The organism is Paenibacillus sp. sgz302114, assembly GCF_056120345.1.
In genome coordinates, this window is the sequence record NZ_JBVYOI010000003.1 from 444,196 (window position 1) to 467,633 (window position 23,438).

Genomic DNA, 23,438 nt, shown 5'->3' on the forward strand with positions numbered 1-23,438 from the left:
CTTTTAATGTTGATGGCGTTTCGTTGCGTCTTCGCCATAAATACAATAAGATTACCTTCAGTTATGATTAACGCCATTTAAGGAGAGTAGAATTAGGATGCAGACGGTCTACAGTGTTGAAATGCAGCTGCCCGAAGACAAACAACCCGGCTTCTATGCGCAAATCGTGAAAGGTATCGCAGACATCGCTACCCTCGTCGATCGCGACAAGACGATGCTGTTCGTGAAGACTCCTGAAGATGGCGATGCGATTATCGCGTTTGCAGCCAAATATAAGGTGCAGTGCGAATGCGGCACATGGCTCCTGCTCGACGAGCCAGGATGGCGCCCTAACCCTCAGTTGTTTACCGACTATGGCATCGTAACGCGATCGGACAACCATTTCCTCGATCTGCAGCTTGCGGCGGTAGTCAATCTCTATGCGCCGACGGCATCGGCACAAGAAGGCACCCCCGAGCTCGCAGCCGCGCTTGAACAGGCTAGTGAGCACGCTTTGGCCGAGCTGCCAAGCGAAGACGGCCCATGGCTCATTGCCATCGACCGTCATCACGTCCCGCTTATGGAAGGCATCGCCCGCGCTTATCGCTGCCGCGCTGAGCTTATCCTCTAGTTAAACTTACAGCAAGTCAGCAGCCAGCTGCGCCAGCTTGGAGCGTTCGCCCTTCTCGAGCGTCATATGACCGCTGACACTCTCTTGCTTGAACCGCTCCACGATATGCGTGAGGCCATTGCTGATCGAATCGAGATACGGGTGGTCGATCTGCTCCGGATCGCCCATCAGTACGATCTTGCTGCCTTCCCCGACACGGGAGACGATCGTCTTCACTTCATGCCGTGTTAAGTTCTGTGCCTCATCGATAATGATGAATTGCCCCGGAATGGAACGGCCCCGAATGTAGGTCAGCGCCTCCACTTGGATGCTTCCGAGCCCCATCAATATTTTATCAATATCGCCCGACTTCTTCGTATCGAAGAGGTACTCCAAATTATCATAAATCGGCTGCATCCACGGACGCAGCTTCTCATCCTTCTCGCCTGGTAAATACCCGATATCTTTGCCCATTGGGACGACCGGCCTTGCAATGAGCAGCTTCTTGTATTTATGCTCATCCTCGACCTTCATCAGCCCGGCTGCGAGCGCAAGCAGCGTCTTGCCTGTGCCTGCCTTGCCCGTCAGCGTCACGAGCGGGATATCATCGCTTAGCAGCAGCTCCAGCGCCATTCGCTGCTGAGCATTGCGTGCCGTTATCCCCCATACCGGATCATTGCTTAAGTAGAGCGGCTCTAGCCTTGCACCGTCTTGGCTCACCTTGAGCAGTGCTGACTTTGAAGTGCCCATCTCATCGCGCAGAATGACGAACTCATTCGGATGCAGCCTCGTACCAAGCAGCAGATTTTTGATGGTGAGGAACCGGTACGTGTAGAATTCGTCTATGACCGATGGGTGCACCTTCAACGTTAAATACCCCGCATATACATCCGATGGCGCTACGACCTGATCCGACAAGTAATCCTGAGCTTCAAGCCCGAGCACATCCGCCTTGATTCGCACTAGCACGTCTTTACTGACGATAATGACTGGACGGGGATTCCCCTTGTCTACTTCCTCCAAATGATAGTTGAGTGCAACGGCTAAAATCCGATTGTCGTTGGACATTTCACCGAACATTTCCTGTACCCGAATAAAACTGCGATGATTCAATTCAACTTTCAGAACGCCCCCGTTATCGAGTCCAATCCCTTCGTGCAGATGACCAATCATCCGCATCTGATCAAGCAGCCGCGACACATGTCTTGCATTGCGGCCAAGCTCATCAGCAAGCCTTTTCTTTGAGTCGATTTCTTCCAACACCACCGCGGGAATAATGACCTCGTTGTCATCGAATGCAAAGATTGCTTGCGGATCATGTAAAAGTACATTGGTGTCGAGCACGAATATTTTTTTCAATCGTGAGCCCTCCTGGCGTTGGAAATTATCATTCAAAGGCATACATAGCGCTACCGGCATTTAGGCAAACTATGCTGGAACAATGAAGTGCGATATTCAGAAAGGTCAGGTGGCGAATATGAGCAAGTGGCTGGTGTCCGCTATTATCCTTTGTTTGCTGGCAACAGGTTGTAACACTGTCGCCCGCAACGAGACATCACCCTCTCCACAGAATGATAATCGCGTACGAGCACAACAGAGCGCTCCACAGAAGAAGCAAATTAGCAGTCCAAAACAAGTTGCAGCTCATCTGGAATCATTAGCGCGCGGTGTACCCGGCGTTAAAGCCGCTCATTGTGTCGTTTTCAAAAATACGGCGGTTGTCGGAATCGACGTGGCAGGCAATCTGGATCGTTCACGAGTAGGTACGATCAAGTATGCCGTTGCGGAAGCGTTTCATAAAGACCCTTATGGCATTAACGCCATCGTTACAGCCGATATGGATCTATCGACGCGGCTGAAGGAAATACAGGCCGATATGAAACGAGGCAGGCCGTTTGCCGGCATCGCTGAGGAGATGGCCGACATTATCGGACGGATCGTTCCGCAGCTGCCACGTGATGTGCAGCCAATGAAGATGGAGGAGCCGAATAAGGCGAATCAGAAAGGCTCTCACTCCAAGCTCTAAAACTAACCATCGCACCAATGCCGCCGCTGTTTGTGAGAAACCGTATAAGAACACAAAAAGCCTAGTGATAAGTCACTAGGCTTTTCTCATCGCAGCAAACACCTGTCCATCCAGCTTGTCTGCAGCTCTTTGATCATACGTTTTCTCAAGTTCAGGTGTTGCGGACAAGCGCACGCCATCAAGCATCGCATCGCAATTGAAAGCGATTTCGTCAGCTAATTGTGCGTGCTTGTGAGGCATCTGTTGAAGAGCCTCTGGTACAAGCCCTGCTGTGCCGTAGATCGTTTGTACGGTTCCCGGCGCAAACACAGCTGTGCTTACATCATCATACGGCGAAGCCATGTGCATTGTAGGGCGGGAGCATCCGTTGAGTTCCACAGACCGCAGGGCAGATCGGTTGACCGCATCAACCTGCGATATGAAGCTCAAGGTCGGATAATCGTCGCTCGCATCCAGCGTATACGGAAGAACGAATGGCACTCCCACTTGTCGTAGGCCATACAACAGCTCGTCAGTAAGTACGGTGACGGATTCGGACATCCGCATACCCTCCTTGCTACAGTGTCGACATGTCTGCTTCGGTACTTTCATTATAGCATAGGAGGGTCTGTACTACCACCGTCATTCAGCTAGTTTTGACTGCAGTGCCGACTTCGCTTCTTCCAGCTTAGCTTCGTTCAATCTTACATATGGGCTCTTCCATACGCCTTCAAGCGGAATAAACGTAATATTGCTGCGGCTTATTCCGAAGTATGTAGAGATCATGTTCTCCACTTCGCTTGTCGGAATGTCCATACGCATATTGTTGCCAACTGCTTTAATAACCCCGGCGATCTTCGTCACGCTGGAGAACGATTTCAGCTTATCAGCAATTTCGCCTAGCACTTGGCTTTCGCGCTTATTGCGGTCAAAGTCGCTCGACATGTTCGTGCCGTCATTCGATTTACGATACCTGACGAAATCAAGCGCATCATCGCCTTTCAGCGTCTGCTGACCTTTCTTCAAGTCAATGTTCGTACCGTCTGCATTATCAACGTAATGCATATCCATATCGACGTCTACATCAACGCCGCCAAGCGCATCGACGACATCAACGAAACCTTGGAAGTTAATCGTTGCCGTGTAATCAATGGGAATGTCGAAGTACTTACTGAACATCGTGCGCATATCCTGCTTGGCTTGCTTCTCTGCTTCTTTCTTTTTCAATCCGTCTTCATGGAGAGCATTGGAAAGAAACTTCGAGTAGTACGCGTTCGCTTTTCGCACCTTATAGCCGGACAGCTCAATCATCGAGTCGCGTGGAATCGAGACAACGACTGCGGACTTTGACTGTGGATTGAATGCAGCGACCATCATTACATCGGTGTTCAAGCTGCCTGTTTCTTTGCGAGTATCGACGCCAAGCAGCATAATAGTGACTGGCTTTACTTTGACCGATTGGTCTTTCGGTATAACGATCGTCGGATCGGCATCCGTCGTTATATCACCGAGCGCATCCTTCGACACCTTATAAATATAAGTCAGATAACCTGCTACCCCAATCAAAAGTACCAGAAATACGACCATGATCCGACGAAGCAAGTATTTGCCCTTGCCCTGCTTACGTTTCTGCTCAGACTTAGCTGATCTGCTATTCATGACTTCCACCTTCGTCAATTGTATTTCGGGTTTTCATTAATATCATGGAGAAGCTGTTCACCTGATTCGCGGGGAATCATCTGAAGCTTGGCGCGGCCATCCTTGTCATACCGAAGATGAATCATCGTATCATCGACCTTATGTATGTGCAGATTCTCAACATGGTGATCTTCCGTCAAAATTTGCAAAAAAAAGTCACGTGTATCGGCAGCAGCATGATCATCCGGTCTTGCATCCGCTACAATTTGAATTTGCAGCCAGTTGAACAAGGCATCCTCAAGTCGCAAAATTATGCCCCTCCCGGATCGGAGCCGTCAGGCTTGCCATTACCTTTGAACTTATCGTATAGCTGTCTTCCGCGAAGCATCGCCATCATGAGCACTGCTACGGACATACACTGAATGATTGGCAGCTTGTCAAACTGCAGAACGAACAGTACGAAGGAGCCGAGTGCCATCACGAGATGCACGACTATTTCTTTCAGTATCGGCAAGCGGCCGAGCCGAAATACCGCGTTAAAAATATAAATCGTAAGCCCTAAAATGATTAAATACGTCAATATGGGATGACCGTGAAACCAGCTTTGCATGGTAGCTTCAACCTCCGGTTTAGCCTTTTAAAATGCGGCATGTCTTGTGACGCAAACGGCAGGGCATCAACGGCTTCACTATCGGTTGCTCACCGAAAGAAGTCGCTGTTACCCTGCCTGAACGTCATGCTTGCCGCTCTCGGCAAGGATTATTTAATTGATATATCTACTTAAGATTATACTTGCGCAGCTGCAGCTGTTTTGCGTTGTTTCTCCGCACGCTCACGCTCACTCTTGTTAAGAATCTTCTTACGAAGACGGATCGACTTCGGCGTTACTTCGCAAAACTCGTCGTCATTCAAGTACTCAAGCGCTTGCTCAAGGGAGAACAACACTGGCGTTTTCAAACGTACAGTATCATCTTTACCTGCGGAGCGGATGTTTGTCAGAGCCTTCTCTTTACAGATATTGACGATAATGTCGTTATCGCGATTGTGTTCGCCAACGACCATACCTTCGTATACTTCAGCACCCGGCTCCAGGAACAGCAAGCCGCGGTCTTCGACGCCTTGCATGCCGTAGAACGTCGATACACCGTTCTCGCTGGAGATCAGCACGCCTTGGTGACGTCCGCCAACCGACGAACCTGCAAGAGGGCCGTAGCTATCGAACGCATTGTTCATAATGCCGTAACCGCGAGTCAGTGTCAGGAAGTTCGTACGGTAGCCGATCAGGCCGCGCGCAGGGATGATGAACTCGATACGCACTTGGCCATTGCCGTGGTTGATCATGTTAACCATCTCGGCTTTACGCGTTCCAAGGCTTTCCATTACCGCTCCCATGCTTTCTTCCGGTACGTCGATAAGAAGACGCTCGTAAGGTTCGCATTTCACGCCATCGATTTCTTTCACGATAACTTCTGGTTTGGACACTTGAAGCTCGAAGCCTTCACGACGCATATTCTCGATCAGGATACCAAGGTGAAGCTCACCACGGCCGGAAACGATGAACGCATCTGGGCTATCTGTTTCATCGACGCGAAGTGCAACGTCTGTCTCAAGCTCGTTGAATAGACGCTCGCGAAGCTTACGGGATGTTACCCATTTGCCTTCACGGCCCGCGAACGGACTGTTGTTAACGAGGAATGTCATTTGCAATGTCGGCTCGTCGATCTTCAGAACCGGCAGCGCTTCTGGCTTCTGCGGATCAGCGATCGTTTCGCCGATGTTGATCTCACGAATACCCGCAATCGCAACGATATCGCCTGCGCCTGCTTCTTCAACCTCAACGCGCTTCAAGCCTTGGAAGCCGAACAGCTTCTCAATGCGCGCTTGTTTCGTCACGCCTTCACGGTTGATAACTGCAACCGATTGCCCTTGACGAACTACACCACGGTTAACACGGCCAACAGCGATACGGCCGAGGTACTCATTATAATCAAGCAGCGTTACGAGGAATTGGAATGGATCCTCTACGCTCTCTGTCGGCGAAGGAATTTGCTCGATGATCGTCTCATACAGCGCCTGCATGTTTTCGTCTTGCTTATCCACGTTCATGCTTGCAGTACCCATAAGGGCCGATGCATAAACAACTGGGAACTCCAGTTGCTCATCGTTCGCGCCTAGCTCGATGAACAGATCAAGCACTTCGTCGACAACTTGCTCAGGGCTTGCGTTCGGACGGTCGATTTTGTTCAATACGACGATTGGCGTCAGGTTGCTCTCAAGCGCTTTACGCAATACGAATTTCGTTTGCGGCATACAACCTTCGAAAGCATCAACGACAAGAAGAACGCCGTCTACCATCTTCATGATACGCTCAACCTCACCACCGAAGTCGGCGTGTCCAGGTGTATCTACGATGTTGATCAGGTAATCCTTGTAGTTAACTGCTGTGTTCTTCGCCAAGATTGTGATGCCGCGTTCACGTTCCAGATCATTGGAATCCATTGCGCGCTCTTGTACCGTTTCATGATCGCGGTACGTACCGGATTGTTGAAGAAGTTTGTCAACTAACGTTGTTTTACCATGGTCAACGTGAGCGATGATGGCAATATTTCTGATGTTTTTTCTTGCTTGCATTACGAGTATCCACTCCACTTTTTTATATTTAGTTTGTTGTCTCTGAGCTTACATCAAACGTGTTAAACAATTGCACTGCTACCAGCGGGCTTTGCGCCCTACAACCAGCCATGCGCCGACTGCCAGGAACACTGCCGCAATCAGGTACATACCCCAGCCCCACACAAGCATAATAACAAAGAATGATGCCGCTGTTAGGAGCATGACGATTGCAAGTGTGCGCGGTAATTTAGGATGATACGTGTCGAACAAATGATACTCATATAATCCTACTGCGGCCGAGACAATAAAGATAGGCCACAAATACTGCATATTGCTCCATCCAAATGCAATGCAGAAGAAGAATAAGAAAGCATTAATTGTCAAAATCGCACCAGGTATAAGCACTAAAGGCGGAAGCAGCCGTCCAAAAAACAGCACATGCAGCAAAATACCGGGGATTAACAAAAATAACGGCCAGAAGTTCGTTCCGATGAACGAGAAAAAGCCGATCTTTCCGAGTAAGATTACAGCACCGGCGATCAGAAAAAGGAGACCAACGGTGTATTGATTTCTGGACATGCCTATGTTCCTTCTTTCTCTTTGGCACTTTTAACATTACTAGTGTAATGGAACACACGGCAAAAAACCAGTGTCAGCTGAAATATTTACTCAAAAATATAGTTTACCTTATCTTTTAATTCGCAGCAATGCCACAATTATGACAAATGGAATGGACAAGAGCGGAATCGCCTTCGTCAAAACAGCGAGCGAACCGGTTAGCCAATCATGAATCGCAGGGTCGTGAACAAGCATCTCACCGGCTGCATATCCGAGCAGTCCTCCGCCAATGTACACGAAGGAGGGAAACTTGCGCAATAAGGTACTTAATAACTGACTTCCCCATATTATCATCGGAATGCTAAGGGCGATACCGAGCAGAATAAGGACGGGTTCTCCTTCGGCAACCGCAGCTATGGCAAGCACATTATCGAGACTCATTATAAAATCAGCGACGACAATCGTTCGAACCGCACTTGAGAGAGAGGTAACTTTGCGCATGTTGTGAAATTGCTCGGCGTGTCCGGAAGCATCGGTCACCAGCTTAACGGCAATCATGAAGAGCAGCAAGCTTCCGACTGCCTGCAGATAGGGCACTTGCAGCAGCGTGAGCGCAACTAAAGTAAGAACACATCGCAGGCCAACAGCTGCAACCGCGCCCCACAGCACCGCTTTTTTCCTCTGGGCATGAGGAAGTTGCTGACTCGCAAGAGCTATAACGACGGCATTGTCACCGCTTAGCAGCACATTGATAAACATTATCTGGATAAAAATGATCAAACTGTCCATTGCTCTACCGCCTCCTTGGAAAGCTTCCATTTATGAACGGTATGTCCCAATTGGACAGGTTATGTTTTTTTGTGAATCCTTTTTTTCATTCGTCCGTATAATCGAGAAACATCATAGCTCGCCCGAAAGGAGGACAGGATTCATTATGGACATCTTATCGCTGGAATTTCTATCTGCACTCATTACGATCGTCTTCATTGACCTTATACTCGCAGGTGATAACGCCATAGTCATTGGGCTTGCCGCTCGTAAGCTGCCGAAGGAGCAGCAGACGAAAGCCGTCATATGGGGCACTGTCGGAGCCGTAGGTATCCGCGCAATCGCCACTGTGCTGGTCGTCTACTTGCTGAATGTGCCTTGGCTAATGCTCGCAGGCGGGATATTGCTGCTGTGGATCGCATATAAGCTGCTTGTCGATAATGCAGAACATGACAATATTACAGCAGGAAACACGCTCTGGCAGTCCATTCGGACAATCATTATTGCAGATGCGGCAATGGGGCTCGATAACGTTATTGCAGTTGCAGGCGCATCACACGGCAGCGTACCGCTTGTCTTGCTGGGACTTATCATCAGCATTCCGATCGTCGTCTGGGGAAGCACGCTGTTCATCAAGCTGATCAACCGTATCCCGTGGATCGTTTATGTTGGCTCCGGTGTACTTGCTTACACAGCCGCTAAGATGATCACGCACGAGATGAAGCTGGAGCAATTCTTCAAGGACAATCCGGCGTTCGAATGGTCGTTCTTGATTCTTCTGGTCATCGTCATCATCGTTGCAGGATTATGGAAGAACACATCACGAAGCAGAGCGAACAGTATGGAAAAAAGCAGGGGAACCCACTAGGCTCCCTGCTTTTTCTTTTTGTAAATTAAAACCAATGATCCTCGCCTGCCGTTTGAGAGACAATCGGCTTTTCCGGCGAAATCTTCATTACCTCGGTCGTTGCAACCGCCTCTGCAATCATCTCATGAAGATTTGCAATCGTTGCCTCACACTGCTCGACAGTGGCAAGATTCGGATTGGTGCTTGGTGACTTTGGCACGAATAAGGTGCAGCAATCCTCATAGGGCAGAATCGACGTCTCGAACGTATCGATTTGCCGCGCGATCTTGATTATCTCATTCTTATCCATCGTCAGCAGCGGTCTCAGCAGCGGGAGATCCGTTGTCCGTCCGATAACATTCATACTGCCGAGCGTCTGGCTCGCTACTTGCCCCAAGCTGTCGCCTGAAACAATGCCGAGGGCATTGACCTTCTCAGCAAGCTGAGTCGCAATACGAAGCATCGAACGACGCATTAGTGTAATTATAAGCGAATCATGGTCGGTCTGTGCGAGCGCCGTTTGAATATCGGTGAAAGAAACCAGATGCAGCTTAATCGGTATGCCGCTGTAGTGCGATAGTCTCCGAACGAGATCGATGACCTTCTCCTTTGCTTTCTCGCTAGTGAACGGATAGCTGTGGAAATGCACCGCTTCCAGCTCAAGCCCCTGCCTCATTGCCATATAGCCTGCTACGGGGCTGTCAATGCCGCCTGAGAGCAGCAGCACCGCCTTGCCGTTCGTTCCATAAGGATAGCCGCCAGCTGCCGGAACAACCTCACTGAAGACGTATGTGCCTTCCGGCTGAATTTCGATGCGAAGCTCTACCTCTGGCTCGCGCACATTCACTTTCAAGCCCGGGAATGCATGTAATACATGCCCGCCTACCAAATGGTTCAGCTCCTGTGTATCATGCGGGAACTTCTTGTCCACGCGCTTGACCGCGACCTTGAAGGTTGCCGGCTGCTTCGGGAGCGATTGCATGACCTCCACTGCTGTCCTGCGAATTTCCTCGAACTCGCTCACGATTTTACGAATCGGACTGAAGGATGCAATGCCGTAAATATCTTTCAGCCGCGCTGCAATTTCAGCATAGGGCTCCCCGTTCAGCTCCAAATAAATACGGCCAAATGTATGTGATACATTGACTGCCGTATAGGATGCTATAGCTCGCTTAACCTGCTGCAGCATCTTTTTCTCAAACATGCCTCGATTTTTGCCTTTAATCGTGTACTCGCCGAAACGGATTAAGATCATATCTGGGTTCATGCTGTCTAATGTCACTCCTTCCGCTCCAGCGGCTTTAACTTTTGAACAACCATACGAAGCATAAGGCACAGCCATTCCAGTTCGGTAGCGCCGTGCTCATCGCCGAAGCTGATCCGAATGCCGCTTGCTGCGCGTTCTCTGGATGCCCCCATCGCAAGCAGCACTCTACTCGGATCGTCGCTCTTAGAAGAGCAAGCGGACTTCGTGGATGCTAAGATTCGGTGCTTCTCGAGCATGTGCACGATGACCTCCGGCTTCATGCCGGGGTAAGAGAAATTAACGATATTCGGAGCTGCGACGCCTGCTGTGTGATCCATGCTGCCGTTCAGGATAAGCTCTGGGATCTCCGCGATGCAAGTCAGCAGCCGCTCTCTGTGGGCATACATGCGCTCAGCCCGCTCAGGCTGGCTCTCAAGCGCCATACGAAACGCTTTTGCCGCTGCAACTATGCCTGCGACATTCTCGGTGCCTGGACGCTGTCCGCGCTCCTGGCTGCCGCCGTGGTAAAGCGGCTCCAGCATGACGCCTTCGCGCACATACAGCAGTCCAACGCCGCGCGGACCGTTCACTTTATGGGCAGATGCTGAGAACAAGTCGATGCCGCAGCTTTGCAGATCTATTGGTAGTTTGCCTACGCTCTGTACACCGTCTACGTGGAATACGGTTGAGCGGCGCTGCTTCAGCAGTTCGCCAATCTCTCTGATCGGCTGTACAGCGCCTGTTTCATTGTTGACATGCATCACTGAAACAAGCATGGTTTCATCGGTTAGCGCTTGTTCGAGCGCTTCCATTGAAACTACACCATCTGAGTTAACTGGCAAAATCGTTACTGAGAAGCCCTCCCGCTCCAGCGAGAGGCAAGTATCGTAAACAGATGGATGCTCGACCGCGGTCGTTATAATATGCTTGCCCCGTTTGCTGTAGGCACGAGCAGTTCCCGTAATGGCAATGTTGTTGCTCTCCGTGCCGCCTGAGGTGAAGATCCACTCCTTCGGATCTGTTCCTCGGAATGCCGACGCGATGACCGATCTGGCGCGTTCCAGCAAGTTGCCCGCTTCATGCCCGCCTCTATGCAGCGAGGATGGATTCGCATAATGCTTCGCCATTACTTCCGCCATCGTTCGAATGACATCTTCATGCGGCGGCGTCGAAGCGGCGTGGTCAAAATAATACATGCTTCAAGCTCCCTCTCCTGCACAACAAATGAAAAAGATCAACGGAAGAAAGCTGGCTATGCCAGCGTTTCTCCGTGATCTTTGTATTGTTTCCTTAATAGCCAAATCTAAATGGAATATTTGTCCGCCTGGTTCAACACTTTCGAAACGTAACGCTGCGTTTCCTTCGGGAGTAGATGCGCGAGATCATCGAAATTCGCACTGCCTGTAATGCCCGAGCGATCTACCCGGCCCGGTCCTGCATTATATGCTGCAAGAGCAGATTGCACATTCCCGTCGTACTTGCGAAGCAGATAAGCAAGGAAGCGTGTGCCGCCCTCGATGTTCTGCTCAGGATTGAAGGAATCGCTGACGCCAAGTCCGCGAGCCGTTCCGTCCATGAGCTGCATGAGCCCTTTCGCTCCAGCAGAAGATTCCGCATTCGGGTTGAAGGACGATTCCGTATGTATAACGCCTTTAATGAGCGAAGGATCGATGCCATATTTTGCTGCTGCCGCATTAATAATTGAATCATAGTCGGTTGGCTTACTTCCCGCAGAATCGTTGCCGATATTTTCTGCATTAGTGATCATCGGTGCGATACCGCCGAGTGCGCCAAGAGAAAGCGATCCAAGGGATGAGGAGTTATCTCCATTCAAGGCATCCGTCGTCATGCCAGCGCCGCCTGCCATATATTGTTGCAGCAAAGAATCAAACATCGAAGAGCCATCTGTTCCCGTTGTAGATGACAGCACGTTGCCATTTCCGTTCAAATCCAAGCTGGGCATGAGCTGCAGCTGAAGCAGCGATTTCATAATGCGCGGATCAATGCTCATGATGTACCTCCATAACTCTAGTGAGTTCGACAGTAGTTAACACCATTTTACATCTTTTTCACTAGATTCGCTAGTGAGACATTAGACCTAGACGCTGCACACAACATAAAAAATAGTGATACAGCGCTGAGCTGTATCACCATTTTCCTTACTACGTTATCGCATAATAAATGGGAACGAGGACCAAGTAAGCTGCAGCTGCGATGAAGCCAAGCGTAATCGACCAGACGCCGAGCCCTCTCGCACCTTGTCGGTAAGCGATAAAACCAAGAACGATTGCAGTTGCGCCAAGCAAGACTGGCCATATAATCCATGAAAGTATTGCGATAATGAATCCTGCCCATCCGGTTGCCCGGCCTGCAGACTTCGTTTCTCGCACCGCTTCGTTCGTCAGCCTTATCCGCTCAGAACTTGGATATCGGTCCTGATTGGGATAAAAGCTGTTCACGGAACGCGGCACAGCGATCTCAGCAGCGTATTCTTCGTTATACGCATTCATGTCAGGATGGTACAAAGGATTCGTTGATGTGTCATCATGCGGACTGTGCAAATTATGCCCTTCCGATTCACGCTCCATCAAACTCACTCCTTCGGTTTAAACGTATGACAGCATGTCGATGCACTCGACTTCGCGGTGTCTTGATGCTCGCCGCCAAAGCCTTCCTGAGCAAATTCAGCACCAAAATGAGCAGTTGCGTGGCTATCGATGTCGACTTCGATTTTGTTAGCACCACACTGGTTTCCGTCTTTCCAGAATGAACAGTTGGCAACGCTGCAGCTTACGCCCTTCGGCATAAAAATCACCCCCGGTATCAAGTTGCCCGTACCGGGGGTGTAATATGCTTTCCTTATTTTTGACCCTGCATGCGACGCTGAGTCATATAGTCGCTTTCGTAGTACGAAAGATCGTCGCGAAGTTCTTCGAAAATTTTTGAAATCGTAAGTACGATGTCACGCGCTGCACGGATCGGCTTCTTGCGGAAACGGATCGCATCTTGTCCTGTGTATGCGTAACGGCCATCCTCGGAATAGCATTCGTTCTTCGGATAAAAGAATGCATTAACACATTGATGATAAACGTCGTATAGTCCACGCTCAGCGAAATCAATATCGAAATTAGGACGTCTCAGCGCTACGCCAAGCTTCTCATAAGCAACTTCCGAGAAAACGAGCATATGGCGTAAATCAGCCAACAAACCTTTATAGAAAAGCTCGGAATCGCTTCCTTGATCTTCTGACGTTAGCTGTGGAAGCGCGTATTGGTTTAGAAACGTTTCCAAATGGCCGACCGCAAGTTTTAATTTTTCTCTCGTTGACTCGCTAATCGCTTTTACGTTAGTTGAAGGCATTGTGGTAGATCCCCTTTCATCATCGCAAACAATCTAAAATCATGAACATGATACCACAAAATGAGAACAGATGGTACTGCCTTATGTCTCAAGACAGTCGTATATTTTCCCCCAAGCTTCGTTACTCTAAGACATACAGCGTACTGTAAGCTATTCAGGGAGGAATCACGATGACGCGAAGGAAGTGGATCGGCTGGTTTGCCGTACTGGCAGCTCTTGCCCTGCTCATACCGCTAACCCCATGGTTCAGTGGTCCAAATTCGGCACCAAAAGAGAAGAAATCCGAGCTGCGGACGATGTCTGTGCATAAGGAAAAACAGATGAAGCTCCAAACCGTCCAGAGGGATATGGAAGCAACTGCTCTGCTGTGCAGATCGGAGTGTGCGAAAAATTTCCAGAAGCTGATCAAGCACGAAGCGTCTCATACAACGAATCAGGCTCATTTAAAACATTTGATGGGCATGCATAAGCAGATGATCTACGTTTGGTGGCGCCATCAAGGGCAATCCATTACGGAAGGCGCCAAGCCGAATCAAACGGAGCTCGTTAAGCCTCTTGCCCTTGCCCGTGAGCATGTACTTCGAGGACAAGCCTATGCTTCCGCACCGATTCAAACGAACGGTCACCGTTACATGGTCATTGGCGAACCTGACGCGCGCGATAAAGGCGATGGAATAGTTGGCATTCTGCTGCAGGACATCGTAACCCACGTGGAGAGCCACCAACGGCGCAACATGCGCCTCGTGCCTTATCCGGCGGAGGGCAAATACAAGATTGAATCTGTAAAGCCGAATTCAACGGTTGATATTACGGTGAAGACAGGTGAAGATAACGGCAATGCCAGCCATTATCATCAGAATGAGGTGGTTGTCAAATTCCGCCAAGAGCCGACGGTTGACGATTTAGCTCGCATTAAACTAGACATTACCGCGTTAACGGTTAAGAAGCTTGGCTACACATATGTGTTCCGCTCGCGTGTTATGGGAGCTGAAGACATGATTCGGTATTTTAACAATACCTGGCATGTCGTCTATGCCGAACCACACTATTTATATATGACTAACGATGTCACAACGTCGAGCAGCTCCGGTATTATTCCGAACGATGCGCTCTACTCGGAGTACCAATGGAACCTGCCGGTTATTGAGGCCGAGAAGGGCTGGAATGTGTCCAAAGGAAGCAACAACGTTCTTATCGGCGTACTGGATACCGGTGTGCAGATGAATCATCCTGACTTGAAGGGCAAGCTTGCGGAAGGGACGAATCTCGTCGCCGCGGACAGCCCCCCAGAAGATGATGTCGGCCATGGCACACACGTCTCCGGCATTATCGCCGCTGCCGTCAATAACGGCGAAGGTGTTGCAGGTCTGACTTGGTATAACAAAGTACTTCCGGTCAAAGTGCTCGATAGCAGCGGCGCAGGCTCCACGTATACGGTGGCGGAAGGCGTCATCTGGGCGACTGATCACGGAGCCAAAGTCATTAATATGAGTCTTGGCAACTATGCAGAGGCTGCATTCCTGCACGATGCAATCAAGTATGCGTATGATCATGACGTCGTGCTCATCGCCGCGAGCGGCAATGACAATACGGAACGGCCGGGGTATCCTGCAGCCTACCCGGAAGTATTCGCAGTCGCTTCAACGAATTCCGATGGGACAAGATCGCCTTTCTCTAACTTCGGCGATTATATCGACGTCGCTGCCCCTGGAATGAGCATTGCCAGCACGTATCCCGGCAGCCAATATGCGGCGCTCTCCGGCACTTCGATGGCTAGCCCGCATGTCGCGGCGCTCGCAGGGCTCATCCGATCCATCAATCCGGACCTCACGAACGTCGAGGTGATGGACATTATGCGCAAGACTGCGAAGGATCTCGGCAACAAAGGGAAAGACAACTATTTTGGCTATGGGCAAATTGATATTGTTCAAGCTCTTCAAGCCGCTCAGCAATCCAAGCTGTCTTTGCAGCAGTTCCCTGCTCTCGTGGAACGCAGATTAGCGCAAATTGCAAGCCAGTACGAATAGCGGAGTAGGTCCCAATATCCGAAAACAACGAAATAACCCGCAAGGCATAATGCCTTGCGGGTTATTTGAGCTTGTGGAAAGCTTGCCGTAAGCCGGGTTCTGTACTTCGCGTGGTCAAACGGGGGCTACCCTCCCACTTGTGAAGCGACAATCATCTATCTAGGCCAATCATTGCTAATCGGCTCAAGCGACACACCCGAACGCGCCCCGGGCAAGGGCATACGCGTTCTCTCGGTCTTGCTCCAGATGGGGTTTACCAGCACCATTGTCACCAATGGTCCTCGTGGTCTCTTACACCACGGTTCCACCCTTGCCTGTGCTATAGCTTTGCAGCTAAGCCATCGGCGGTCCATTTCTGTGGCACTATCCTTCGGCTCGCGCCGACTGGACGTTATCCAGCATCTTCGCCCTACGGAGCCCGGACTTTCCTCTCGCAGCAACAAGGCCGCCAGCGATTGTCTGTCAAACTTTCCGTGTACAACACAGTATACTCATTCTTTCGCAAAAGCTCAAGCAAGAAACTTTTCCTCTACAGGAATTGGAATGGTTCTGTACTCAGCGTTGACGCAATTGCTTCGGTTGCATACTTGCGCTGCTGCAATTCGCTCTGCAGATAAGAAGCCAACCGAGGCTTCATCAGCTTCTCGATATTATGGCCTGGATCAATGATCGCGAGGCCTGCCTGGGCTGCATCATGCGCCGTGTGATAGTCGATATCGCCTGTCACGAGCACATCTGCGCCTGCGAATAATGCATGACGCACATATCTGCTGCCCGCCCCTCCAAGTACTGCAATTTTGCGCACATCCCGGTTCAAGTCGCCAACGACACGCAGCGCAGGCACGTCGAACGCTTCCTTCGCCTTCTCAGCGAGTTCCCGCAGCTTCACGGATGCCGCCAGCTTGCCGACACGGCCAAGACCAAACACGCGGCCCTTCAATTCAACCGGATACAAGTCAAAAGCAACCTCTTCGTACGGATGTGCTTTCAGCAGCGCCTGAACGACTTTCCGGTGTACGCTGTGCGGCACAACCGTTTCAATTCTTACTTCCTCGACTCGCTCCTGCTTGCCTTGCTCGCCTATGAAAGGTTGCGCGCTGTCGCCAGGCTTAAAGGTGCCGATGCCGTCGATATTGAAGCTGCATTGGCTGTAGCCGCCGATCTGACCGGCACCGGCATTCCAGATCGCTTGCAGCACTCGCTCGTGATGGCTCTTCGGAACGAAGACGACGAGCTTATACAGCTTGTCTGTATGCACGTCCTCAAGCGAAGAGCGGCCTTCTGGCGGAATGCCGAGCATATCCGCCATCCAATCGTTAATACCGCCATCCGCGACGTCGAGATTTGTATGTGCGATGTACACGGCGATATCGTTCTTGATCAGCTTCTCATACAGCTTACCGGCAGGAGTCGAAGTGTCAAGCTTCGCCAGCGGACGATAGATGATCGCATGATGCGCGATAATAAGCTGAGCGCCAATTGCAATGGCCTCATCGACTACTTCATCCGTTACGTCGAGCGCAACGAGCACCTTGCTTACTTCCTTCTGTAAGGTTCCAAGCTGCAAGCCGATCTTGTCATTCTCCATCGCGATATGCTTCGGAGCAAGCTGTTCTAGGAGCTGGACAATGGTTTGGCCATTCGCAAACATGACAGCACCTCCTGAATCGCGTCCATCTCTTGCTTCAGCTGTGCCTGCTTGTCACGGGATTCCGCAAGCTCCGACTGCTCCATCTGTTTGGAGATACGTGCAAGCTTGCCATGCTCATGCTGCCATTTATTATGCAGCAGCTCTTCGTTACTGCGAAGCAAGTACGGTCCCATCCGGTACAGCCACTCCCGCTTGATCTCTTCGGACAAATTTGCCGCTAAGAACGCAGCGTCATAAACACTCTCGATAGACTTGCCAGCTATGCTATGTGAACCATGCAGCGCATGAAGCACTTCATAGATGCGTCCATCCTCTTCCAGAATCGTCTCGTTCTGCAGCACGTAACCATGCGCTGTAAGCCATTTGCGCACAATTTCTTCGCCGACGTTCGGCTGCAGCACAAGTTCCTTGACCCCTTTGAGCTTGCCTGCCTTCCTGCCAGTCTCGAGAATGTCCGCCATAAGCGCGCCACCCATACCTGCGATCGTCACCGTATCGGCTTCACCTGGTTCCAATACGGCAAGCCCGTCCCCTTGACGGACATGAATCACTTTCGAAAGTCCAGCTTCAGCCGTTTGACGCTTAGCCGCTTGGAACGGTCCCGTGTTCAGCTCGCCTGCAATGGCAGACGGACATGTACCGCTTTGCAGCAAGTAGACGGGAAGGAGCGCATGGTCAGAGCCGATATCTGCGACACGCGAACCAGTTGATACATAATCAGCAATTTGCTGCAATCGTTTTGACAATTTAATCATATTACGCAACCCACGCAATCCATTGTTTTCGCAGCGAGAACAGTGTAGCGCCTCCCGCTATAATTTTTATCATAAGTTGTAGCTGTAACCCGATCTGCTCCTTTATGAAAACAGCGGAGTAGAGTTCTGGCATGAACCAAGCAAGCGCAGCAGCGACGAAGAGAATCGACGCGACAGACCTTGACCATCTGTGGAAAAACCAGCTGCACCATCCGAAGACGAAGGAAGCCGGCAGCCAATAAAGCTGAATCTCAAACCAGCGCGGCGATTCCGTATTGTTCGAAAGCAACCACGCGTAGACAAGGAAGGACGCCATCCAGCCGCATAAGTGAAGCAACGGGATACGCGCTCCGATACCGAAAGCGATCCAGCAGATCGAGCATAGTCCGAGCAGCCCTGCTTGCCATCCCCAAGCAAGAAGCTCATGAAGTTGAAGCATATACAAGCCCGTCCCCAGCATGAGCAGCATCCCCGTGCCAATCAATCCGAGCCCGACGGACTCATTGCGTTCACGATATTTCTGCCCGATGGAGAGCAGTACGAGAACGCCAGTAATCGATAGCGCAATTTGCAATAGCGGATGAAATTCGTTAAAATAAAGAACAACAAAACATATTAAGGAAAATATTCCAAATGTAAGCAGCCATTGCTTCACCGATGCCGCTTTCACGACAACTGCCGCTCTTCCAGTGAAAGTAACCGGAGTTCTGGCCTGTCCTTCATCCAAATACAAGTTGAGCAGAAAATCACAATATTGATCCGGAAGCAGTTTGCTGCGCTGCCAATGCTCAATCTCTCTTACGATTGTTTTGCGCCGTTCTTGATCCATATCGTCCAGAAATCCTCTCTCATGATGGTGTGTGAAGCAGGTGTGAAAGCGACCAAGCCGAGCCATTCATTCTGATTGATGGAAAAAAGACCTTGCTGCCTTAGCAGAAAGGTCCCCTCATTTATTCAAGAAAATCTTTCAAACGTTTGCTTCTTGATGGATGGCGAAGCTTACGAAGCGCCTTCGCTTCGATTTGACGAATCCGCTCACGGGTTACGCCAAACACTTTACCAACTTCCTCAAGCGTGCGTGTACGGCCATCATCAAGACCGAAACGGAGTCGCAGCACGTTCTCTTCACGCTCCGTAAGCGTATCAAGCACGTCCTCCAGCTGTTCCTTCAAGAGCTCATACGCAGCAGCGTCCGCTGGTGCAAGCGCCTCTTGATCTTCGATGAAATCACCCAAATGCGAATCGTCTTCTTCCCCAATCGGAGTTTCCAGCGATACCGGCTCTTGTGCGATCTTCATAATCTCGCGTACTTTCTCTGTGCTCAAATCCATTTCAGCCGCAATTTCTTCGGGGCTCGGCTCGCGGCCAAGCTCTTGCAGCAATTGACGGGATACACGAACGAGCTTATTAATCGTCTCCACCATATGAACAGGGATCCGAATTGTACGGGCTTGGTCAGCAATTGCGCGCGTAATCGCTTGTCTAATCCACCATGTTGCATACGTACTGAATTTGTAGCCCTTGGTGTGATCGAACTTCTCAACTGCTTTAATAAGACCCATATTGCCTTCTTGGATAAGATCGAGAAACAGCATTCCTCGTCCAACATAACGTTTCGCGATACTAACGACGAGCCTTAGGTTCGCTTCAGCGAGTCTGCGCTTCGCTTCCTCATCCCCGTTCTCGATCCGTTTGGCAAGTTCCACCTCATCATCAGCCGACAACAGCGGCACGCGTCCGATTTCTTTCAAGTACATGCGAACCGGATCGTTAATCTTGATACCAGGCGGTAATGCCAAATCATCATCGAAGTTGAAGTCGTCATGCTCGCGCTCCTGATCGTCCCGATTGCCTATAGGTTGATCCTCGTCGTTCTCATTTACCACTTCAATGCCGATATCATCGAGTTGCTCGAAGAACTCATCGATTTGCTCCGGATCCTGATCAAACGGGGACAGTTTCTCCATGATCTCTTTGTACGTTAAGGAGGATCTTTTCTTCCCATGTTCAATCAGCTGTTCTTTGACGAGTTCCAGCTTTTGTTCAGTATCCAGTTCAGTATGTTGATCATTCGCCATATTCCGACTCCCTCCTCCCTAGAAACGATCATCCTGCCGACCTTTTAGCTGTCTCTCTAGGGCGATAATCTCACTTGCAATTTGTGCCGCTTTCAACATGTCCCCGGAACGTTCCGCTCGTACCATCGTTTCCTTCAACTGCTCGATTTCACGAAACTTTGGCACTTTCCTAATTTCATTCACGTAATCGGCGAGCAGATGCTCATCGAATGGAATGTCGTCATCCATCATCATGATGGAAGCGGCTGTCCGTTCAAGGCGGTCATCCTGGAGCGATGCGATAAACCGGCTTACATCCGGATCATGTCCTTGCGCGTAATAAGCATATAAGTAAGCAGCAAGCGCTGCGTGATCCTCTACATTAAAAGCTTCTCCAAGCTTCTGATGTACCGTATTTGCGATATCCGAGTCCAGCAGCATCTGGGCGAGCAGCTTACGCTCAGCCACTTGATACGCAGGCAAAACGGGCGGCGCCGAGGACGTACGACGGTTCTCACGGTTCTCACGGTTTTCATTTCTACCATTATTCCACGAATTATCGTTATTATCCCTTGGCGGTTTCATTTTTTGCAGCTGCTGCCGCCTCTCGAAGGCATCCTGCTTCAATGAATCCAAAGACATATCGAACTCTCGGGACAGCTCCTTTAAGTAAAACTCCCGCTCGGTAGGAGAATCGAGTGCAGCAATAATGCCAACAGCCTCGAGCAAGTAGTCTTTCTGTCCTTCTTCTTCTAGGAGTATATGGTTTTTCTTCGCATATAGTAGTCTAAATTTCGTAGCAGAGACGGGATGTTCAATCATTTCGCGCATGAATGCCTGAGCACCATGTTTCTCGATAAATTCATCCGGGTCCAAGCCTTTAGGCAGCATCGCCACCTGAACGCGCAATCCGGCTCGCTCCAAGATCGGAATGCTCTTCAGCGCTGCTGCTTGTCCAGCGTTGTCACCGTCGTAGCAAAGAACGGCTTCCTCAACATTACGCCCCAGTAGTGACGCATGCTCATCCGTCAGCGCCGTACCCATGGAAGCAACGCCGTTCTCGACCCCGGCGCTCCATGCTTTAATGACATCCATATAGCCCTCGAACAGTACGACGCGCCGATTCTTGCGCATCGACACTCTGGCATGATGGAAGTTGTACAAATTACGGCTTTTGTTGAATAGCATGGTCTCCGGAGAGTTCAAATATTTGGGCTGACCCTCACCGAGCATCCTGCCGGCCATCGCAATTACTTTGCCGTCACGGCTCCAGATCGGAAACATGATCCGGTCGCGGAAACGGTCAATGTAGCCGCTTCTGTCCTGCTTGGCAATAAGCAGCCCGCCCTTCTCCATAAGCGCGAGATTGTATTCCCGCTTCTCAAGAAATCGGGCCAATGTGTCCCATTCAGGCGGAGCATAACCGATCATATAATGATCAATCTGCTTGTCCGTCACACCGCGTGAGCGTAAATATTGCAGCGCAGGCTGTCCGTGCGTCGTGTTCATGAGCAAATAATGATATAACTTCACCGCCAGCTCATGCGCTCCAATAAGCGTGTCGCGGTCACCGCCGCCTTCCGTATTCGAACGGTCCGCAGCTCCTGACCACGTGGTCGGGATACCCGCTTCTTCCGCCATCATGCGAACAGCTTCGGGAAACGAATATTCTTCGATTTCCTCGATAAACTTGATCGCATTGCCACCTTTACCGCACCCGTAGCAATAGAAGATACCTTTCTCCGGAGTTACGGTAAATGACGGGGATTTCTCTGAATGAAACGGGCATAACCCCTTCATGTATTTCCCGTGCTTCGAGAGGTGAACGTACTTTCCGACCGTTTCTACAATATCGTGGTGCTTAAGCACCGCTTCAATGACAGAATCCGGTATTTTCCCGTAAGCCATACACCTTCACCTTCATCCTAATTGACAAGTAATACTATTCGCTACAGCTTGTCATTTTCCTTCCGGGTCTGCAAAACTTTTGTCAGCTTTTGCTGAAACCTTGTACGATCCTCGCCGCTCATCGCCTTTGGTCCTTTTGTTCGCATTCCGCCCCGGCGAGCTTTGGCTAATTCATGCCTGCGTTCCATCAAATAATCAATGTTGCTGTCATCGTACTCCTGGCCGCGCGGCGACAGCGCTATTGCGCCTTTAGCTAGCACAATCGTCGCGAGCCCAAAGTCCTGCGTGACCACGATATCGCCTCGCGAGATGTGATTCGCAATATACAGATCAACGGACTGATCGCTTCGATCAACCTGCATAATCGCAACGCCCGCTTCCTGCTGAAGCCGATGATCATGTGAAGCAACCATTAATACAGGAACGGCGAAACTTCGAGCCGTTTCGACAATTTCACGCTTGACTGGACATGCATCCGCATCGACCACAATTGTAGGTAAAGCTTTCATTTTCGCTGCATCACCGCATCTTATTGGAACTACCGTACTATTATATACGGCAAATAAACAAAAAATCCTGCACCAAATCACACATCAGTTTGATTCAATATACTCCAAGATCAGGCTTGCCGTTTCTTCAACTGCCCGGTGCGATACGTCAATCACCAAACAGCCGATCCGATCCGTAATCTTAGCGGCATATTCAATCTCCCGCTCGATTCGCGCCGTCGTTGCATAGGCTGCGCTATCAGGCAGGCCGAGCGCCTTCAAACGTTCCTTGCGAATGCCGTTTAGATAATTCACATCGATCGTCAGGCCGACGACCTTTTCTTTCGGAATTTGGAACAGCTCCTCAGGCGGCTGAAGCTCTGGCATAAGCGGTACGTTCGCGACTTTGAACTGCTTGTGTGCGAGGTACATCGACAATGGTGTCTTGGACGTTCGAGACACGCCAACAAGCACAATGTCTGCTTTAAGAATGCCCGTCGTATCTCGCATATCATCATATTTGACGGCGAACTCAACCGCGTCGACCTTACGGAAGTAATTCTCGTCAAGCACGTGATTCAGCCCTGGCTCCTGCCTTGATTTGCGATTCGTTTTCTCTTCGAGACTCGTGATAAGCGAGCCGAGCAGATCAATCGAGGTCACTTGATGCTGTAAGGCAAGTTCCACCATCCGATCCCGCAAAGCAGGAAGCACAAGCGTATAAAGGATGATTGCGCCGTGCTCCTTGGCGAGCAACACAAACCGCTCGAGCGACGCTTCATCATGGACGAACGGCGCTCTGCGGATATCTGCATTAAGGGGATGAAACTGAGCAACCGCCGCCCTGACGACAAGTTCACCCGTATCACCGGCAGAGTCGGAAACGACGTAAATAATGACATCAGGCTGCGTTTCAGTTGCCATTTGG

The 23,438-nt window shown here is 50.3% G+C and carries 25 protein-coding genes and 1 other RNA gene; 4 read left to right on the top strand and 22 right to left on the bottom strand.

Annotation, left to right across the window (positions count from 1 at the left end):
• Positions 1-97: 97 nt before the first annotated feature.
• On the top strand, positions 98-610 hold the full coding sequence (locus AC0LWF_RS11290; protein WP_474651623.1) for a hypothetical protein: 513 nt from the start codon (positions 98-100) through the stop codon (positions 608-610).
• Positions 611-616: 6 nt separating this feature from the next.
• Here AC0LWF_RS11290 and AC0LWF_RS11295 read toward each other — a convergent pair whose 3' ends face one another.
• Entirely contained in the window at positions 617-1,948 is a 1,332-nt protein-coding gene (locus AC0LWF_RS11295) for a PhoH family protein (RefSeq protein WP_474651624.1), read from the bottom strand.
• A 118-nt stretch (positions 1,949-2,066) separates the two neighbouring features.
• Here AC0LWF_RS11295 and AC0LWF_RS11300 point away from each other — a divergent pair, with 118 nt between their 5' ends.
• Complete coding sequence (locus AC0LWF_RS11300; protein ID WP_474651625.1) at positions 2,067-2,615, top strand: YhcN/YlaJ family sporulation lipoprotein; 549 nt, start codon at positions 2,067-2,069, stop codon at positions 2,613-2,615.
• A gap of 75 nt (positions 2,616-2,690) precedes the next feature.
• Here the strand turns inward: AC0LWF_RS11300 and AC0LWF_RS11305 are convergent, their stop codons facing one another.
• The 7 genes from AC0LWF_RS11305 to AC0LWF_RS11335 form a co-directional block, all read right to left on the bottom strand.
• The gene (locus AC0LWF_RS11305; protein ID WP_474651626.1) at positions 2,691-3,155 is read right to left on the bottom strand and encodes a PNPOx family protein; all 465 of its coding nucleotides are present in this window, start codon (positions 3,153-3,155) and stop codon (positions 2,691-2,693) included.
• Positions 3,156-3,236: 81 nt separating this feature from the next.
• Positions 3,237-4,253, bottom strand: coding sequence for an LCP family protein (locus AC0LWF_RS11310; protein ID WP_474651627.1), 1,017 nt, complete (start codon positions 4,251-4,253; stop codon positions 3,237-3,239).
• A gap of 14 nt (positions 4,254-4,267) precedes the next feature.
• Entirely contained in the window at positions 4,268-4,540 is a 273-nt protein-coding gene (locus tag AC0LWF_RS11315) for a hypothetical protein (RefSeq protein ID WP_474651628.1), read from the bottom strand.
• Positions 4,541-4,542: 2 nt separating this feature from the next.
• A complete protein-coding gene (locus AC0LWF_RS11320; protein ID WP_474651629.1) occupies positions 4,543-4,842 on the bottom strand; it encodes a YlaH-like family protein in 300 nt (99 codons plus the stop codon).
• Between the two features lie 176 nt (positions 4,843-5,018).
• Positions 5,019-6,863, bottom strand: a complete 1,845-nt coding sequence (gene typA / locus AC0LWF_RS11325; protein WP_474651630.1) for a translational GTPase TypA — start codon at positions 6,861-6,863, stop codon at positions 5,019-5,021.
• Between the two features lie 78 nt (positions 6,864-6,941).
• Positions 6,942-7,424 carry a hypothetical protein gene (locus AC0LWF_RS11330; protein ID WP_474651631.1) on the bottom strand — a complete coding sequence of 161 codons (483 nt, stop codon included), beginning with the start codon at positions 7,422-7,424 and terminating at the stop codon, positions 6,942-6,944.
• Between the two features lie 108 nt (positions 7,425-7,532).
• Positions 7,533-8,192 (bottom strand): TerC family protein, encoded by a 660-nt coding sequence (locus tag AC0LWF_RS11335; protein WP_474651632.1) that lies wholly within the window; start codon positions 8,190-8,192, stop codon positions 7,533-7,535.
• A gap of 145 nt (positions 8,193-8,337) precedes the next feature.
• Here AC0LWF_RS11335 and AC0LWF_RS11340 point away from each other — a divergent pair, with 145 nt between their 5' ends.
• Positions 8,338-9,039: a TerC family protein gene (locus AC0LWF_RS11340; protein ID WP_474651633.1), complete on the top strand. Its 702-nt coding sequence runs from the start codon at positions 8,338-8,340 to the stop codon at positions 9,037-9,039.
• Positions 9,040-9,064: 25 nt separating this feature from the next.
• Here AC0LWF_RS11340 and thiI read toward each other — a convergent pair whose 3' ends face one another.
• The 6 genes from thiI to AC0LWF_RS11370 all read right to left on the bottom strand — a co-directional run bounded on the left by thiI (position 9,065) and on the right by AC0LWF_RS11370 (position 13,624).
• Positions 9,065-10,285, bottom strand: coding sequence for a tRNA uracil 4-sulfurtransferase ThiI (gene thiI / locus AC0LWF_RS11345; RefSeq protein WP_474651634.1), 1,221 nt, complete (start codon positions 10,283-10,285; stop codon positions 9,065-9,067).
• Positions 10,286-10,296: 11 nt separating this feature from the next.
• The gene (locus AC0LWF_RS11350) at positions 10,297-11,460 is read right to left on the bottom strand and encodes a cysteine desulfurase family protein (RefSeq protein WP_474651635.1); all 1,164 of its coding nucleotides are present in this window, start codon (positions 11,458-11,460) and stop codon (positions 10,297-10,299) included.
• 107 nt (positions 11,461-11,567) lie between these two features.
• Positions 11,568-12,275 carry a lytic transglycosylase domain-containing protein gene (locus tag AC0LWF_RS11355; RefSeq protein WP_474651636.1) on the bottom strand — a complete coding sequence of 236 codons (708 nt, stop codon included), beginning with the start codon at positions 12,273-12,275 and terminating at the stop codon, positions 11,568-11,570.
• A 151-nt stretch (positions 12,276-12,426) separates the two neighbouring features.
• Positions 12,427-12,852 (bottom strand): hypothetical protein, encoded by a 426-nt coding sequence (locus tag AC0LWF_RS11360; protein WP_474651637.1) that lies wholly within the window; start codon positions 12,850-12,852, stop codon positions 12,427-12,429.
• A 5-nt stretch (positions 12,853-12,857) separates the two neighbouring features.
• The gene (locus AC0LWF_RS11365) at positions 12,858-13,070 is read right to left on the bottom strand and encodes a DUF1540 domain-containing protein (protein WP_090573699.1); all 213 of its coding nucleotides are present in this window, start codon (positions 13,068-13,070) and stop codon (positions 12,858-12,860) included.
• A gap of 53 nt (positions 13,071-13,123) precedes the next feature.
• Positions 13,124-13,624, bottom strand: a complete 501-nt coding sequence (locus AC0LWF_RS11370; RefSeq protein ID WP_474651638.1) for a YpuI family protein — start codon at positions 13,622-13,624, stop codon at positions 13,124-13,126.
• A 170-nt stretch (positions 13,625-13,794) separates the two neighbouring features.
• Between AC0LWF_RS11370 and AC0LWF_RS11375 the strand changes: the two genes are divergently transcribed.
• The gene (locus AC0LWF_RS11375; protein WP_474651639.1) at positions 13,795-15,651 is read left to right on the top strand and encodes a S8 family peptidase; all 1,857 of its coding nucleotides are present in this window, start codon (positions 13,795-13,797) and stop codon (positions 15,649-15,651) included.
• Positions 15,652-15,724: 73 nt separating this feature from the next.
• Here AC0LWF_RS11375 and rnpB read toward each other — a convergent pair.
• The 8 genes from rnpB to AC0LWF_RS11415 form a co-directional block, all read right to left on the bottom strand.
• An RNA gene (gene rnpB / locus AC0LWF_RS11380) (RNase P RNA component class A) lies at positions 15,725-16,122 on the bottom strand.
• A gap of 58 nt (positions 16,123-16,180) precedes the next feature.
• Positions 16,181-17,302 (bottom strand): Nif3-like dinuclear metal center hexameric protein, encoded by a 1,122-nt coding sequence (locus AC0LWF_RS11385; RefSeq protein ID WP_474651640.1) that lies wholly within the window; start codon positions 17,300-17,302, stop codon positions 16,181-16,183.
• Positions 17,266-18,057 carry a tRNA (adenine(22)-N(1))-methyltransferase gene (locus tag AC0LWF_RS11390; RefSeq protein ID WP_474651641.1) on the bottom strand — a complete coding sequence of 264 codons (792 nt, stop codon included), beginning with the start codon at positions 18,055-18,057 and terminating at the stop codon, positions 17,266-17,268. The genes AC0LWF_RS11385 and AC0LWF_RS11390 overlap by 37 nt, the downstream gene beginning before the upstream one ends.
• A gap of 1 nt (position 18,058) precedes the next feature.
• Positions 18,059-18,886, bottom strand: coding sequence for a hypothetical protein (locus AC0LWF_RS11395; RefSeq protein ID WP_474651642.1), 828 nt, complete (start codon positions 18,884-18,886; stop codon positions 18,059-18,061).
• 121 nt (positions 18,887-19,007) lie between these two features.
• Positions 19,008-20,135: an RNA polymerase sigma factor RpoD gene (rpoD, locus tag AC0LWF_RS11400; protein WP_126015716.1), complete on the bottom strand. Its 1,128-nt coding sequence runs from the start codon at positions 20,133-20,135 to the stop codon at positions 19,008-19,010.
• Between the two features lie 18 nt (positions 20,136-20,153).
• Positions 20,154-22,022 (bottom strand): DNA primase, encoded by a 1,869-nt coding sequence (gene dnaG, locus AC0LWF_RS11405; RefSeq protein ID WP_474651643.1) that lies wholly within the window; start codon positions 22,020-22,022, stop codon positions 20,154-20,156.
• Positions 22,023-22,063: 41 nt separating this feature from the next.
• Entirely contained in the window at positions 22,064-22,531 is a 468-nt protein-coding gene (locus AC0LWF_RS11410) for a YaiI/YqxD family protein (protein ID WP_474651644.1), read from the bottom strand.
• 84 nt (positions 22,532-22,615) lie between these two features.
• The gene (locus tag AC0LWF_RS11415) at positions 22,616-23,434 is read right to left on the bottom strand and encodes a pyruvate, water dikinase regulatory protein (RefSeq protein WP_474651645.1); all 819 of its coding nucleotides are present in this window, start codon (positions 23,432-23,434) and stop codon (positions 22,616-22,618) included.
• Between the last annotated feature and the right edge of the window lie 4 nt (positions 23,435-23,438).